This is a genomic window from Belnapia sp. (assembly GCF_059504005.1).
Genome location: NZ_JCACHU010000144.1, coordinates 1 through 13011, shown reverse-complemented (window position 1 = coordinate 13011; position 13011 = coordinate 1). Strand labels below are relative to the sequence as shown.

The window sequence follows — 13011 nt, the reverse complement described above, 5'->3', positions numbered from 1 at the left end:
GGCGCGGCCCCCTCTCGGCATCGGCTCCGATCAGACCGAGTAATACATCTCGAACTCGACCGGGTGCGGGGTGTGCTCGAAGCGATAGACCTCGCCCCACTTCAGCTCGATGTAGCTCTCGATCTGGTCCTTGGTGAAGACGTCGCCGGCGAGCAGGAACTCGTGGTCGGCCTCGAGCGAGCCCAGCGCCTCGCGGAGCGAGCCGCACACCGTCGGGATGCCCTTCAGCTCCTCCGGCGGCAGGTCGTAGAGGTCCTTGTCCATCGGGTCGCCCGGATGGATCTTGTTCCTGATGCCGTCGAGCCCGGCCATCAGCATCGCGGAGAAGGCGAGGTAGGGGTTGGCACCGGGGTCCGGGAAGCGGACCTCGACGCGCTTCGCCTTCGGGCTCGTCGCATAGGGGATGCGGCAGGAGGCGGAGCGGTTGCGGGCCGAATAGGCCAGCAGCACCGGCGCCTCGAAGCCCGGGATCAGCCGCTTGTAGCTGTTGGTCAGCGGGTTGGTGAAGGCGTTCAGCGCCTTGGCGTGCTTGATGATGCCGCCGATGTAGTAGAGCGCCTCCATCGACAGGTCGGCATAGCCGTTGCCGGCGAAGAGCGGCTTTCCGTCCCGCCAGATCGACTGGTGCACATGCATGCCCGAGCCGTTGTCGCCATAGACCGGCTTCGGCATGAAGGTCGCGGTCTTGCCGTAGCTGTGGGCGACGTTGTGGATGCAGTACTTGTAGATCTGCATGAAGTCGGCCTGCTGCACCAGCGGGCCGAACTTGGTGCCGAGCTCGTGCTGCGACTGCGCCACCTCATGGTGGTGCTTCTCGCCGGGGACGCCCATCTCGATCATGGTCGAGAGCATCTCGGCGCGCAGGTCGACCTCGCTGTCGACCGGGTTGACCGGGAAGTAGCCACCCTTCACGCCGGGCCGGTGGCCCATATTGCCTTCTGGGTAGTCTTTCATGTTGGCGCCCGGGCCCTCGATGCTTTCGAGGGAGAAGTGGCCGAAATTGCCGCCCGTGCCGAACTTCACGCTGTCGAAGACGAAGAACTCGGCTTCGGGGCCGAAGAAGGCGGTGTCGCCGATGCCGGTCGACTTCAGGTAGGCCTCGGCGCGCTTCGCGGTCGAGCGCGGGTCGCGCGAGTACATCTGGCCGGTCGAGGGCTCGATGATGTCGCAGAACAGGATGAGCTGCGGCTTGGCCGAGAAGGGATCCATGCAGGCATTCTCGGGGTCCGGCATGAGGATCATGTCCGACTCGTTGATCGCCTTCCAGCCGGCGATCGAGGAGCCGTCGAACATGATGCCGTCCTCGAACACCTCCGGCTCCATAGTGGAGACGTGCTGGGCGGTGTGCTGCCACTTGCCGCGCGGGTCCGTGAAACGGAAGTCCACGTACTCGACGCTGTGCTCCTTGATCATCTCCATGACCTTGGAGACGGCGGCTGCCTTGTCCGTCATGCGCTTCTATCCTGTACCATTGGTCCCAGGGCGCCTTGCGGCGCCCCCACGATGCCCCCTGCCGCGCCGCGGGCATGGCCCGCCGCGCGACCCGGCCGCCTGGCCGGGTTTTCCACCGCAAGCCGCGGGTGCAACCCGGCTGCGGCTGATGCTCCGCACTGATGCACCATTCCGGCCTATCGCGAAATCCGGAAATCGCGGCGCATCGCGATGCAACTAGACCGCGTCGTCGCCCCGCTCGCCGGTGCGGATGCGGATCACCTCCTGGATGTCGGAGATGAAGATCTTGCCGTCGCCGATCCGCCCGGTGCGCGCGGCCTGGGAGATCGCCTCCACGGCGCGGTCCACGAGGTCATCGGTGCAGACCACCTCGATCTTGACCTTGGGCAGGAAGTCAACGACGTACTCGGCGCCCCGGTAGAGTTCCGTATGGCCCTTCTGGCGCCCGAAGCCCTTGGCCTCGACCACGGTCAGGCCCTGCAGGCCGATCTCGTGCAGCGCGTCCTTCACCTCGTCGAGCTTGAAGGGCTTGATGATGGCCTCGATCTTTTTCATCGGCTCCGCTTTGCGTTCCAGCGTGTTTGGTCCCTGACCGGGACACCGACCCCGGACCTCTCCGGCCTGACGTTTCCCGCGGCGGGCACCCGTTGCGCCATCGCCGCGGCGAGTGTTTTGCACGGCCCGTGCCACGTGTTCAATCGGGCGCGACCGCGGAATCCGCGGGTTTCGCACCCGGGATCGCCTCTCCCTGCATCATTTTGCCCAAGGAAGGGGCATTTGCCGCCTGGGGCTTAGCGCCGATATAAGGAGGAAGCGAAACCAGGCTTCGAAAGGCATCGGGCGGATGAAGCCCCAGAACGACCTGCTCTCGGCCACCGGCACGACCATCTTCACCGTCATGTCGGCGCTCGCCGTGCAGCACGGCGCCATCAATCTCGGCCAGGGCTTCCCCGACTATGACGGCCCCGACGACGTCATCGAGGCCGCGGCCGCGGCGCTGAGGGACGGGCGGAACCAGTACCCGCCGTTGACCGGCGTGCCGGAGCTGCGCGCGGCCGTCGCCGCCCACAACAAGCGATTCTACGGCATCGAGGCGGACCCGAATGCCGAGGTCATCGTCACCTCCGGCGCGACGGAGGCGATCACCGCCTGCCTCATGGCCGTGCTCAACCCCGGCGACGAATGCGTCCTCATCGAGCCGCTCTACGACACCTACCTGCCGGTGGTGCGGATGCTGGGCGCGATCCCTCGCCTCGTCCGCCTCTCGCCGCCGAAATGGGAGCTGCCACGCGCCGAGCTCGCCGCCGCCTTCGGGCCGAAGACCAAGGCGATCCTCTTCAACACGCCGATGAACCCGACCGGCAAGGTCTTCACCGCCGCCGAGCTGGCCTTCATCGCCGAGCTGGTCGCGCGGCACGACTGCTACGCCATCTGCGACGAGGTCTACGAGCACCTGACCTTCGACGGCTGGAAGCACATCCCGCTGATGACCCTGCCGGGGATGCGGGAGCGCTGCATGCGCATCGGCAGCGCGGGCAAGACCTTCAGCCTGACCGGCTGGAAGGTCGGCTACATCACCTGCGACCGGTCGCTGGCGCCGAACGTGGCGAAGGCGCACCAGAACCTCACCTTCACCACCCCGCCCAACCTGCAGCGGGGCGTGGCCGTCGGGCTGGCCAAAGAGGATGCCTATTTCGCCGGCCTTTCCACCAGCCTCCAGGCCCGCCGGGACCGCATGGCGACGGGCCTCGCCGAGCTCGGCTTCGGCGTGCTGCCGACCCAGGGCAGCTACTTCATCACCACGGACTTCCGCCCGCTCGGCTTCACCGGCGACGACGTGGCCTTCTGCCGGCTGCTGACGGAGGAGGCGAAGGTGACGGCCATCCCCGTCACCGCCTTCTACGCCAGCGCCGACGCGCCGAACCACTACGCGCGCTTCGCCTTCTGCAAGGGCGAGGCGGTGATCGATGCGGCGCTGGAGCGGTTGCGGAATTGGGTCGCCTCCCGCGGTGGCGGACAGTTGACGGCGGTGGCCGGCTAGCCCTATGTCCTGCCCCGTCGCGGTGCCAGCCGCGGCGGGATCGTGTGGCGGCCTTAGCTCAGCTGGCAGAGCGTCGGCTTGTGGTGCCGAATGTCACGGGTTCGAGCCCCGTAGGTCGCCCCACCCCTCCTTCCCCAAGCCGGCAGGCCGCGCCAGGATGCCCCGAAGCCATCGCGGGGAGCATCCATGCAACTGACACTCGACGGCCGCGCCGCCCTCATCACCGGCGGATCGAAGGGCCTCGGCCTGGCGATGGCCAAGGCCTTCGCCGAGGCGGGCGGCCATGTGGCGATCGTCGCCCGCGGCGAGGAGGCGCTGTCCCGCGCCGGGGCGGAGATCCGGGCCGTTGCCCCTGCCGCCAAGGTCGCCGCCATTTCCGCCGACATCGCCACCGCCGAGGGCTGCGAGCAGGCCTTCGCCGAGGCAGAACGGGCCCTCGGCGAGGTGGACATCCTGGTCAACAATGCCGGGACCAGCCAGCGCGGGCCGTTCCTCGAGGTCTCCGACACACTTTGGCAGGCCGACCTCGACCTGAAGCTCTTCGCCGCCATCCGCCTCGCCCGGCTCTGCTGGCCGGGGATGCAGGCGCGGCGCTGGGGGCGGATCATCAACGTGCTGAACATCGGCGCCAAGGCCCCGCCCGCCGAGGGCGCGCCAACGGCCGTCAGCCGCGCCGCCGGCATGGCGCTGACCAAGGTGCAGGCGAATGAGGGGGCGAAGCACAACATCCTGGTGAATGCGATGCTGGTCGGCATCATCGAGAGCGACCAGTGGGTCCGCCGCCACGCGGCCGACCAGCGCAACATCACCTGGGAGGAGTGGAAGCAGGAGATGGGCAGGCCCGTGCCCGTCGGCCGCCTCGGCAAGCCGGAGGAATTCGCCGGGCTGGCGCTCTATCTGTGCAGCCAGGTCGGCGGCTACGTCACCGGAACCGCCATCAACGTGGATGGCGGGCGCAGCCCGGTCGTCTGACCTGCGCCCGCCGCTTGGCTCAACGCCGGGCCGGATAGGCGCCGGAGGTGTTGGAACCGGTGGCGCGGTCATAGGCCCGCTCCGCCGCAGTGCCCGGCGGATTGCCCGGACGGCCATCCGCCTGGCGTGGATAGGCGCCGGAGAGGTCGGTGCCGGCGGCGCGGTCCACCGCCCGCTCGGCCGCCGTGCCGCTCGGGTTGTTGCCGCGGCCATCGGCCGCGGTGCGCGGGCTGTCCGTCGCCCGGTCATAGGCGCGCTGCAACGCGGTGCTCGGCGGGTTGCTCGCGGTGCCATCGCGCGTACTGTTGCCGCAGGCAGCGAGGCCGGCGAGCAGAGCGGTCGCGGCGAGGCCGGGCATCAGGCGAGAGAATGTCATCGGACTGGCTCCTTGCTTTTGTATCGTTGCACTAAAGCGGCGTGGACTGCCGGGTTCCGTGCCGCTCGCGCTTCCGCTACAGCGCCATGACGAACGAATTGGGGAGGAGGACATGGCAGGCAGCTTGCGCGTGGCGATCGGCGGGCTCGGGGCCATCGGCGGCCACCTGGCCCGGGCGCTGGATGCGGGGGTGGAGGGCCTTCGCCTCACCGCCGTCGCCGCGCGGGACCAGGGCAAGGCCCGCCAGGCCATCGCGGGCTTCCGCAACCCGCCGGCGCTGGTCCCGCTCGCCGGGCTTGCGGAGGCGGCGGATGTGGTCGTCGAGGCCGCCCCCGCCGCCGTCTTCGAGACCATCGCCGAAGCCGCCATCGCCGGCGGCCGCATCCTCGTGCCTTCCAGCGTCGGCGCCCTGCTGCCGCGGATGCACCTCGTCGAGCGAGCACGGGAGACCGGCGCCCGCATCGTGGTCCCGACCGGCGCCCTGCTCGGCCTGGATGCCGTCCGCGCCGCCGCCGAGGGCGAGGTGGCGAGCGTCACCATCGAGACGCGGAAGCCGCCCCGCGGCCTCGAGGGCGCGCCCTACCTGGTCGAGAACGGCATCGAGGTGGCAGGCCTGACGGCGCCGCGCCTCGTCTTCAAGGGCAACGCCTTCGACGCGGCGCGCGGCTTCCCGGCCAATGTGAACGTCGCCGCGGCGCTGGCCCTCGCCGGCATCGGCCCGGAGCGCACCAAGGTCGAGATCTGGGCCGACCCGGCGGTGACGCGCAACACCCACACCATCCGCGTCGAGGCCGCCGCCGCCCGCCTCACCATGACCATCGAGAACGTGCCGAGCGAGGAGAACCCGCGCACCGGCCGGATCACCCCGCTCTCGATCCTCGCCTGCCTCCGCGGCCTCACCAGCACGCTGAAGGTCGGCAGCTGATCAGGCGCGGGCGGCGAGGATGCCGCCGCCCGCGACGAGCCCCGCCGCCGCCGCGACCTGCCAGGTGAGAATGCCCTCGCCGATCGCGATCAGCAGCAGGGTGGAGGCGATCGGCGTCGCATAGGCGAGCGTCCCGAGCAGCCGCGGGTCGCCCCGTTTCATGCCGATGTCCCAGAGGAAGAAGGCCGCCCCCATCGGCCCGAGCCCCATCAGCAGCACGGCGAGCCATTGCCGCGCCCCCGGCATGGCCGGCGCCTCGATGCCGAGATGCGCGGCGAGCGCCAGCAGGGCGGAGACCAGGCAGAATCCCGCCACCGCCTCGGTCGGCACCCCCTGCAGCCGGCCGGCGAGGACGGAGTAGAGCGCCCAGGTCAGCGCCGCCCCGATGGCGCAGGCGAAGCCCGCCATGGCTTCGGCCGGGAAGCGCGCCCCGCCCGCCAGCAGCACCGCCGCCCCTGCCGCCCCCAGCGCCACCCCCGCCAGCCGCCGCGGCCCGAGCGGCAGCCCCAGCAGCGGCGCCGCCAGCAGCACGATGAGCAGTGGCCAGAGATAGTTCAGCAGGTTGGCCTCGAGCGGCGGGGCGAGGGCCAGCGCCGCGAAGTAGAGCGCATGGTACCCCGCCAGCCCGCCCACCCCATGCGCCCAGGCCAGCGGCGACTGCCGCAGGGTCCCGAGCCGCCCGCGCGCCGCCACCACGGCCAGCCCCAACACCCCGCCGGCGGCGAAGCCGAGCGCGGTCAGCAGCAGCGGCGGCAGCGGCTGCGCGAGGCGCGCGAGAGGCGCGAGGAAGGCCCAGAGGGCCAGGGCGGCACAGCCGGCCAGCGTCGCCTTGTTCGACAAGTTGAATGGGTTCCCGACGAGCGGCGGCACCATATGCTGCGCCGCAGCTTTTGCGGAGACGCCTCCATGGGATTCCTCGCCCACTTCGTCATCACCGCCTTCGCCCTCTGGGCCGCGACGCAGCTGGTCTCCGGCATCGCCGTGCGCGGCCTGCCGAGCCTGCTGCTGGCGGCGCTCATCTTCGGGCTGGTGAACGCGGTGGTGCGGCCGGTGCTGGTGCTGCTGTCCCTGCCGCTGACGATCCTGACCCTCGGCCTCTTCCTGCTGGTCATCAACGCGGCGATGCTTGGCCTGACCGCCGCGCTGCTGCCGGGCTTCCGGGTCGACGGCTTCGGCCCGGCGGTGCTGGGCTCGATCGTCGTCTCGCTGGTGAGCTGGGCCGCGGCACGGCTGCTCACCGGGCCCTAGAGCCGGTTCCGTTCGGATCGGCTCCCGAACGCTCTGGCTTGCTGCTCAATCGAGCAAACTCCGATCAGGTGATTCCACCTGATCGGAGTTTGCCCTAGTCGCCGAAGGTGAGGTCGACCGCCGGGTGCGGATCCCGCCCCTCGCAGGCGTCGAGGTAGCGGAGGAGGATGCGGTCCAGCACGGGGGAGGGGCCCATCATCCGCTCATCCATCGAGCCGATGACGGTGATGTCGTTCAGCGTGCCGACGGCGGCGATCTCGTCGGCGATGATGAGCTCCGTCCGCTCGATCGGCCGCCGCTCGAAGTGGAGGCCGAGATCGGCGCAAAGCGCCGCGATGATGTCGATGGTGATGCTCTCGAAGGCGCCCTCGCTCGCCGGCGGCGCATAGACGGCGCCGTCGCGCACCATCACCAGGCCGGAGCCGATGAATTCCGCGACGCGCCCCTGCTGGTTCAGCAGCACCATCTCCGGATAGCCGCGGCTGCGTCCCTCGATCTTGGCGAAGCGGGCGGAGAGGTAGTTGAAGCTCGACTTGATGCGCGCGGGCACGGCGTTGTCCGCGGCCCGCCGCCAGGTGGAGACGCCGGTCGCCATCCGCGACGGGATGCCGCGCGGATAGTGGTAGGCGGCCAGGACGAGGTCGGTGGCGTCGCCGATGCCCCAATGGCCCTCCACCAGGAACAGCGTGGAGCGGATCCACATGTTGTGCTCCGGCTCGCGCTGGCAGGCGGTGATGGCGTGGCAGGCGGCGTCGTACTCCTCGAAGCTCATCTCGAAGGGCATGTGCATCAGCGCCGCCGAGCGCTTCAGCCGCGCATGGTGGCGCCGCATCGCCAGCAGCCCGAACCGCCCGTCGGGCTGCCAGAAGCCCTTCAGCCCCTCGAAGACGTTCATGCCGCGCTGGCAGCCTTCGGAGGTGACGTGGAGCACCGCCTCCTCCCAGGGCCGCACCTGGCCGCCCGCGAAGATCCAGCGCGGGCGCTGCAACTGCGGCTTGTGGAAGGTTGCCGCCATTTGGTTCATCGCTGTGTCCGCTCGGTGTGCCGTTGTGCCGGTCTTGAATGTGGCGGATCGTAACCGCGGCGCGAGAGCTGGAGGACACACTTATCCGTTCATGACAAGAATTATATCGAACTCAAGCCAATCATGAAGAGCCAGTCATTAATTCCTGACCAGGCCGTGATTGCGCGGGCCCAACCTCACCCGTCAGGCGATGAACCGGTGCGGCGGTGAACGGGCTGTCGGCCGCCTCGATCGAGGGCGCAAAGCGGAAGCCCGCCCGCAGCCCGCGCAGGATGATCCCCGCCTTGGCATAGTCCCGCGCGAGTGCGAGGCGGAGTGCCTGCAACCCCTGCTGGCGCACCAGCCGCAGCACTGCACGCGGGCCTTCGAAGCGCCGCTTAAGGAAGACGTCGTTGCGGATTCTGTAGAAGTGATAGGCGATGCGTGCAGGGTCGCGCTCGGTATGGATGTCGAGCGTGCCGGCGATGCGGCGGAGATGCAGCGCGCAGCTGCCGCCGACCACGAAGCCCGGCCGGTTCTTCGTCACCCTGAGCGTGAACTCGGTATCCTCGCCCCAGATGAACATGTCGGCGATCGGCAGGCCGTGATGCTGCAGCGTCTCCCGCGGCACCAGGTCGGAAACCAGCGCCGTGCGGATGACGGGCACCATCCGGTGCTCCAGCAGCGCCGGCCAGTTTTCGTAGGCAAGCGGGTTCCGCCGCCGATCGACCTCCGGCACGTTCATCGCCTCGCCGCTGGCTGCCCGCACGACGGAGCTGAGGAAGGCCGGCTTGACCTGGCGCTCCGCCAGGAGCGCCGCGGCCTGCAGCAGCTGCTCGAGCGCATCGGGCTCCGGCAGCACGTCGTCGTCCATCACCCAGACATAGTCGGCCCCGGCCTGGTAGCCGAGCCGCATCATCAGGTTGAAGCCCCCCGCGGCGCCGATGTTGCGCGCCAGCACATGCACCTCGACCCGGTCGAGCCAGGCTTCCAGCATGGCGGGCGTGCCGTCGGTGCTGGCATTGTCGAGGACGATGATGCGGTCGCAGGGCCGCGTCTGCGCCGCCAGCGCGGCGAGGCAGCGGCCGAGCAGCTCCTTCCGGTTATAGGTGAGGACCACCGCACAGATTTGTGCCATGGCAGGGCGTCTCCACAATCCAGAGGCGAAAGAACGCATACCGGAAGGATCGCGTCCAATATCCTCTCGGTGATCCGGGCGCCGCGGGCCTTGGTGCGGCCGCCGAAGCCGCCCTGGCCTGGTGTCCGCCTGGGCGAATTGCTCGGATCCGCTGTTGCCGCCCGGTCGGGGTTCGCCTTAGCCGCCGCTCAGCTGCCGCCAGGGCTTCCAGTGCTCGATCAGCCCCGCCATGGCGGCGTAGCCGGCGCCGTCGGGGTGGATGCCGTCGCCCTTCGCCGCGCCATGCCGCCAGGCGGCGCTGCCCGAGAGCGGCCCGTGCAGCGGCAGGAAGGGCACCTGCACCGCCGCCGCCACCGCGGCGAGCTCGGGCGAGAGGGCGGCGGTGCGCGCATCGTGATCGGCATCGTGCAGCGCCGGCGGCGGCCCGAGCATCAAGGTCGTCCAGCGCGCCGCCGACCAGCCGAGCAGCGCCGCCGCATTGTCGAGCGTCGCCTCCAGCGGCACCCGCGGCATGCCATCCTCCAAGGTGACGTCATTAGCGCCGAAGCAGAACACCACCGCATGGGTGTCGCCGCTGGCGGCTAGCAGCCGGGCCAGCACCTCCGTCTCGGCACGGCGGCGGATATCGGCGCTGGTGTCGCGGCGGATGCCAAGGTTGTAGGAAGTCGTCGCCACGCCCCGGCCCCAGGCCGCCGCCGTGATGCGCCCGACATAGCCGAGCGCCGTCTCGTCGCCAGCGCCGGCGGTGAAGCTGTCGCCGACGAAGCAGAGGCGGAGGTCGTGGCTCATGCCGCGCCCGGCAGCGGCCGGTAGGGCAGCGGGGCGAAGCGCGTCGCGTAGAGCGTGGTCTCCTGCCAGACGCCGCCGGTGACGTAGGGGTCCTCCGCCAGCCAAGCCCGGGCCGAGGCCTCGTCGGGCCTTGCGATCACGGCGATGGAGCCGATCATCCGGCCCTCAGGCGCATCGAGGATGGCGCCGCCCATGGCAAGCGTCCCGTCGGCCGCCATCGGCTTCACCCGATCCATATGCGCACCGCGGACGGCGAGCCGTCGCTGCTCCGCCCCCGCATCCCGCCCGTCCATGGCGATGACGACGCTATGGGTCGGCGCGCTGGCGACGGGGGCGCCGGGCTGCGGCAGCGGCCGGTAGGGCAGGGGGGCGATGCGGAACGGGTGGGTCTCCACCCGCCGCCACACGCCCTCATGGTTGAAGGGCTCGGCGGCGAGATAGGCGTCGAGCCCGGCCTGGTCCGGCACCTCCAGCACCAATAGCGAGCCGGCGACCTGCCCTGCCGCGGTGAAGAGCGGCACGCCGAGCGCCAGCCGCCCATCCGCCGCCCATTCCGTGATCACCGCCAGATGCCGCTCCCGCGCCGCCATGCGCCGCGCGGGGGCGCCCTCGTCATCGCCATCGAAGGCCAGGACTGCGTAACCCATGCCGGAACCCTCCCGCGCCGAGCATGGCGCGGGGGGCGGCGAAGGGCCAGACGGTTATTTGTTGGTCCGCCCGCGCGCATTCGGCGCGACGGCGCCCGAGGGGCTGACGTCGTTCATGACATCGCCCTCAATGGTGTTGTCGCCCTCGATCGCCTCGGGGTCGGCGCCGGTGCGGGAGAAGACGCCCTTGGACGTGCCGATGCCCGGGTTGCGCTCCAGGTCGTCCGGCGGGCGCGGCGTGTCGACGCTGCGGCCGTCGCCGGGGTTGTCGGAACCGATATTGTGCTTGTTGCTCACTGGCATGTCCCCTCGTGCAGGAGATGCCCTGAACGGCCGGCGGCGGATGCTGTTCCCCGCCGCCGGGGACCCTTCCGCAGCCTAGCCGCGGAACGGAGGCTCGGTCCGGACGCCGGGCGCGGGCCGGGGCCCGCACGGCGCCGCGGGTGCATCAGTACATGTGCTGGCCGCCGTTGATGGAGAGCGTCGAGCCGGTGATGAAATCCGCCTCGTCCGCCGTCAGGAAGACGACGCCGCGGGCGATGTCCTCCGCCGTGCCGAGCCGCCCGCGCGGGATGCGGGCGATGATCTTCTCCAGCACGTCCGGCGGCACCGCGCGCACCATCTCGGTATCGACATAGCCCGGGGCGATGGCGTTGACGGTGATGGAGAGCCGCGCGCCTTCCTGTGCCAGCGCCTTGGTGAAGCCGTGGATGCCGGACTTGGCCGCGGCATAGTTCACCTGGCCGTACTGCCCGGCCTGGCCGTTGATCGAGCCGATATTGACGATGCGGCCGAATTTCCGCGCCGTCATCCCGTCCCAGACCAGCTTCGCCATGTTGTAGCAGGAGCCGAGATTGGTATCGATCACGCTGTCCCACATCTCGCGGCTCATGCGCTTCATCGTGCCGTCGCGGGTGATGCCGGCATTGTTCACCAGGATGTCGATCGGACCGATCTCGGCCTCGATCTTCTCCACGGCCTCGGCGCAGGAGGTGTAGTCCGCCACGTCGAATTTGTAGCAGGGGATGCCGGTGCGCTCGGTGAAGGCGGCAGCGGCCGCGTCGTTGCCCGCATAGCTGGCGACGACCGTGCGGCCGGCCGCCTTCAACCCCTCGCTGATCGCGGCGCCGATGCCGCGTTGCCCGCCGGTGACCAGTGCGACCCGTGCCATGAGCTTCCTCCCCTGTTTTGGCTGCGCTCCTAGGTCAACGCGGAAAGCGGCGAAGGATCAAGCGCCAATGATGCAACAAAGCCGGTATTGCCCGCGCGTGCCGCCGGGTCTAGAGCGGGATCGCCGAGGGTCGGTGCGACCGCAGGCGTGAATCGGGCGGCACGGCGCAGGCCAGGATACCGGCCTGGGGCCGGCCGAATGCCCAAGCCACCGGGGAGGCCCGCCATGACCCACCTTGCCCGCCGGAGCCTGTTGCTCGGCCTCGGCGCCGCCGGCTTGGTCCGCCCCGCCCGGGCCCAGGCGCCGCGCGTGGTGACCGTCGTCGTGCCCTATGCGGCCGGCGGGGGCACCGACATCACGGGCCGGGAGTTCGCCCAGGTCTTTGCCGCGGAGATTGGCCAGACGGTCGTGGTCGACAACCGCGGCGGCGCCGCCGGCCAGGTCGGCTCGGCGAGCGTTGCCCGCGCGCGCGCGGACGGGACGACGCTGCTCTTCGCCGTCTCCACCAACATCGTTGTCAACCCGCACCTGCAGAAGGGCGAGCGCCTGGACCTCGCCACGGCGCTGCAGCCGGTGGCGCAGGTTTCCTCCTACCAGTACGTGCTCGTCGTGCATCCGGACGTGCCGGCCCGCACCCTGCCGGAGCTGCTCGGCTACATCCGCGGACAGCCGAAGGGCAGGCTCACCTACTCCTCGGGCGGCATCGGCAATGCCAACCACCTGGCCGGGGTGCTCTTCTCCGAGGCGGCGGATGTGGAGATGGAGCATGTCCCCTATCGCGGCACGGCGCCCGCGCTGCTCGACCTCGTCGCCGGGCGGGTGACAATGAACTTCTCCTCGCCCCCGCCGGCGCTCGCCCTGCTGCGCGAGGGCAAGCTGCGCGCCATCGCGGTGACCGGCGGGCACCGCATCGCCGCCCTGCCGGATGTGCCGACCCTCGCCGAGGCCGGCCTGCCGAATACCGTCATCACCGGCTGGCACGGCGTCTTCGCCCCGGCCGCCACGCCGGCGGAGCTGATGGACCGCCTGGAGGCCGCGGCCCGCCGCGCCACGGCCATGCCGAGATTCCTCGACCGCCTGGCCCATGACGGGCTGGAGCCCGCCCCCGACCGCCCCCGCGCCGCCTTCGCCGAGGCGGTCCGCGGCGAGAGCGGCTACTGGGCGGGCAAGGTCAAGGAGCTCGACCTCCAGCTGGACTAGGCTCTGTGACCGGAGTGGCTGGCTGATCCATTCGGTTCTGCATCGGTCG

At 70.4% G+C, this 13011-nt stretch carries 15 protein-coding genes and 1 tRNA gene; 6 read left to right on the top strand and 10 right to left on the bottom strand.

Going from position 1 to position 13011, the window contains the following annotated elements:
* Positions 1-30: 30 nt before the first annotated feature.
* On the bottom strand, positions 31-1452 hold the full coding sequence (gene glnA, locus AC5JJ1_RS20385) for a type I glutamate--ammonia ligase (RefSeq protein WP_495786945.1): 1422 nt from the start codon (positions 1450-1452) through the stop codon (positions 31-33).
* A 216-nt stretch (positions 1453-1668) separates the two neighbouring features.
* Positions 1669-2007, bottom strand: a complete 339-nt coding sequence (locus AC5JJ1_RS20380) for a P-II family nitrogen regulator (protein WP_202825923.1) — start codon at positions 2005-2007, stop codon at positions 1669-1671.
* A 289-nt stretch (positions 2008-2296) separates the two neighbouring features.
* On the opposite strand from AC5JJ1_RS20380, the gene AC5JJ1_RS20375 reads away from it, so the two are divergent.
* From AC5JJ1_RS20375 to AC5JJ1_RS20365, 3 genes are all read left to right on the top strand, one after another.
* On the top strand, positions 2297-3493 hold the full coding sequence (locus tag AC5JJ1_RS20375; protein WP_495786944.1) for an aminotransferase: 1197 nt from the start codon (positions 2297-2299) through the stop codon (positions 3491-3493).
* Positions 3494-3540: 47 nt separating this feature from the next.
* A tRNA-His gene (locus tag AC5JJ1_RS20370) sits at positions 3541-3616 on the top strand.
* 63 nt (positions 3617-3679) lie between these two features.
* A complete protein-coding gene (locus tag AC5JJ1_RS20365; RefSeq protein ID WP_495786943.1) occupies positions 3680-4465 on the top strand; it encodes an SDR family oxidoreductase in 786 nt (261 codons plus the stop codon).
* A 19-nt stretch (positions 4466-4484) separates the two neighbouring features.
* On the opposite strand, the gene AC5JJ1_RS20360 is transcribed toward AC5JJ1_RS20365, so the two are convergent.
* Positions 4485-4841, bottom strand: coding sequence for a hypothetical protein (locus tag AC5JJ1_RS20360; RefSeq protein ID WP_495786942.1), 357 nt, complete (start codon positions 4839-4841; stop codon positions 4485-4487).
* A gap of 112 nt (positions 4842-4953) precedes the next feature.
* On the opposite strand from AC5JJ1_RS20360, the gene AC5JJ1_RS20355 reads away from it, so the two are divergent.
* A complete protein-coding gene (locus AC5JJ1_RS20355) occupies positions 4954-5766 on the top strand; it encodes an aspartate dehydrogenase (RefSeq protein WP_495786941.1) in 813 nt (270 codons plus the stop codon).
* On the opposite strand, the gene yddG is transcribed toward AC5JJ1_RS20355, so the two are convergent.
* The gene (gene yddG / locus AC5JJ1_RS20350) at positions 5767-6606 is read right to left on the bottom strand and encodes an aromatic amino acid exporter YddG (RefSeq protein WP_495786940.1); all 840 of its coding nucleotides are present in this window, start codon (positions 6604-6606) and stop codon (positions 5767-5769) included.
* Positions 6607-6672: 66 nt separating this feature from the next.
* On the opposite strand from yddG, the gene AC5JJ1_RS20345 reads away from it, so the two are divergent.
* Positions 6673-7014, top strand: coding sequence for a phage holin family protein (locus tag AC5JJ1_RS20345; protein WP_495786939.1), 342 nt, complete (start codon positions 6673-6675; stop codon positions 7012-7014).
* Positions 7015-7108: 94 nt separating this feature from the next.
* Here AC5JJ1_RS20345 and AC5JJ1_RS20340 read toward each other — a convergent pair whose 3' ends face one another.
* The 6 genes from AC5JJ1_RS20340 to phbB form a co-directional block, all read right to left on the bottom strand.
* The gene (locus AC5JJ1_RS20340; RefSeq protein ID WP_495786938.1) at positions 7109-8029 is read right to left on the bottom strand and encodes an aminotransferase class IV; all 921 of its coding nucleotides are present in this window, start codon (positions 8027-8029) and stop codon (positions 7109-7111) included.
* A 130-nt stretch (positions 8030-8159) separates the two neighbouring features.
* Positions 8160-9155, bottom strand: coding sequence for a glycosyltransferase (locus tag AC5JJ1_RS20335; RefSeq protein ID WP_495786937.1), 996 nt, complete (start codon positions 9153-9155; stop codon positions 8160-8162).
* Positions 9156-9332: 177 nt separating this feature from the next.
* Positions 9333-9944 carry a GDSL-type esterase/lipase family protein gene (locus tag AC5JJ1_RS20330; RefSeq protein WP_495786936.1) on the bottom strand — a complete coding sequence of 204 codons (612 nt, stop codon included), beginning with the start codon at positions 9942-9944 and terminating at the stop codon, positions 9333-9335.
* Positions 9941-10591 carry a YciI family protein gene (locus AC5JJ1_RS20325; protein WP_495786935.1) on the bottom strand — a complete coding sequence of 217 codons (651 nt, stop codon included), beginning with the start codon at positions 10589-10591 and terminating at the stop codon, positions 9941-9943. Before AC5JJ1_RS20325 ends, AC5JJ1_RS20330 begins: the two co-directional genes overlap by 4 nt.
* Before the next feature lie 54 nt (positions 10592-10645).
* Entirely contained in the window at positions 10646-10888 is a 243-nt protein-coding gene (locus AC5JJ1_RS20320) for a hypothetical protein (RefSeq protein ID WP_495786934.1), read from the bottom strand.
* Between the two features lie 151 nt (positions 10889-11039).
* The gene (gene phbB, locus AC5JJ1_RS20315; protein ID WP_495786933.1) at positions 11040-11762 is read right to left on the bottom strand and encodes an acetoacetyl-CoA reductase; all 723 of its coding nucleotides are present in this window, start codon (positions 11760-11762) and stop codon (positions 11040-11042) included.
* A 225-nt stretch (positions 11763-11987) separates the two neighbouring features.
* On the opposite strand from phbB, the gene AC5JJ1_RS20310 reads away from it, so the two are divergent.
* The gene (locus AC5JJ1_RS20310) at positions 11988-12962 is read left to right on the top strand and encodes a Bug family tripartite tricarboxylate transporter substrate binding protein (RefSeq protein ID WP_495786932.1); all 975 of its coding nucleotides are present in this window, start codon (positions 11988-11990) and stop codon (positions 12960-12962) included.
* Positions 12963-13011: the final 49 nt, after the last annotated feature.

Bases quoted from the DNA above. Each gene is read 5' to 3' on its own strand.
- glnA (WP_495786945.1), bottom strand. From the start codon at position 1,452: ATGACGGACAAGGCAGCCGCCGTCTCCAAGGTCATGGAGATGATCAAG.
- AC5JJ1_RS20380 (WP_202825923.1), bottom strand. From the start codon at position 2,007: ATGAAAAAGATCGAGGCCATCATCAAGCCCTTCAAGCTCGACGAGGTG.
- AC5JJ1_RS20375 (WP_495786944.1), top strand. From the start codon at position 2,297: ATGAAGCCCCAGAACGACCTGCTCTCGGCCACCGGCACGACCATCTTC.
- AC5JJ1_RS20365 (WP_495786943.1), top strand. From the start codon at position 3,680: ATGCAACTGACACTCGACGGCCGCGCCGCCCTCATCACCGGCGGATCG.
- AC5JJ1_RS20360 (WP_495786942.1), bottom strand. From the start codon at position 4,841: ATGACATTCTCTCGCCTGATGCCCGGCCTCGCCGCGACCGCTCTGCTC.
- AC5JJ1_RS20355 (WP_495786941.1), top strand. From the start codon at position 4,954: ATGGCAGGCAGCTTGCGCGTGGCGATCGGCGGGCTCGGGGCCATCGGC.
- AC5JJ1_RS20345 (WP_495786939.1), top strand. From the start codon at position 6,673: ATGGGATTCCTCGCCCACTTCGTCATCACCGCCTTCGCCCTCTGGGCC.
- AC5JJ1_RS20340 (WP_495786938.1), bottom strand. From the start codon at position 8,029: ATGGCGGCAACCTTCCACAAGCCGCAGTTGCAGCGCCCGCGCTGGATC.
- AC5JJ1_RS20335 (WP_495786937.1), bottom strand. From the start codon at position 9,155: ATGGCACAAATCTGTGCGGTGGTCCTCACCTATAACCGGAAGGAGCTG.
- AC5JJ1_RS20330 (WP_495786936.1), bottom strand. From the start codon at position 9,944: ATGAGCCACGACCTCCGCCTCTGCTTCGTCGGCGACAGCTTCACCGCC.
- AC5JJ1_RS20325 (WP_495786935.1), bottom strand. From the start codon at position 10,591: ATGGGTTACGCAGTCCTGGCCTTCGATGGCGATGACGAGGGCGCCCCC.
- phbB (WP_495786933.1), bottom strand. From the start codon at position 11,762: ATGGCACGGGTCGCACTGGTCACCGGCGGGCAACGCGGCATCGGCGCC.
- AC5JJ1_RS20310 (WP_495786932.1), top strand. From the start codon at position 11,988: ATGACCCACCTTGCCCGCCGGAGCCTGTTGCTCGGCCTCGGCGCCGCC.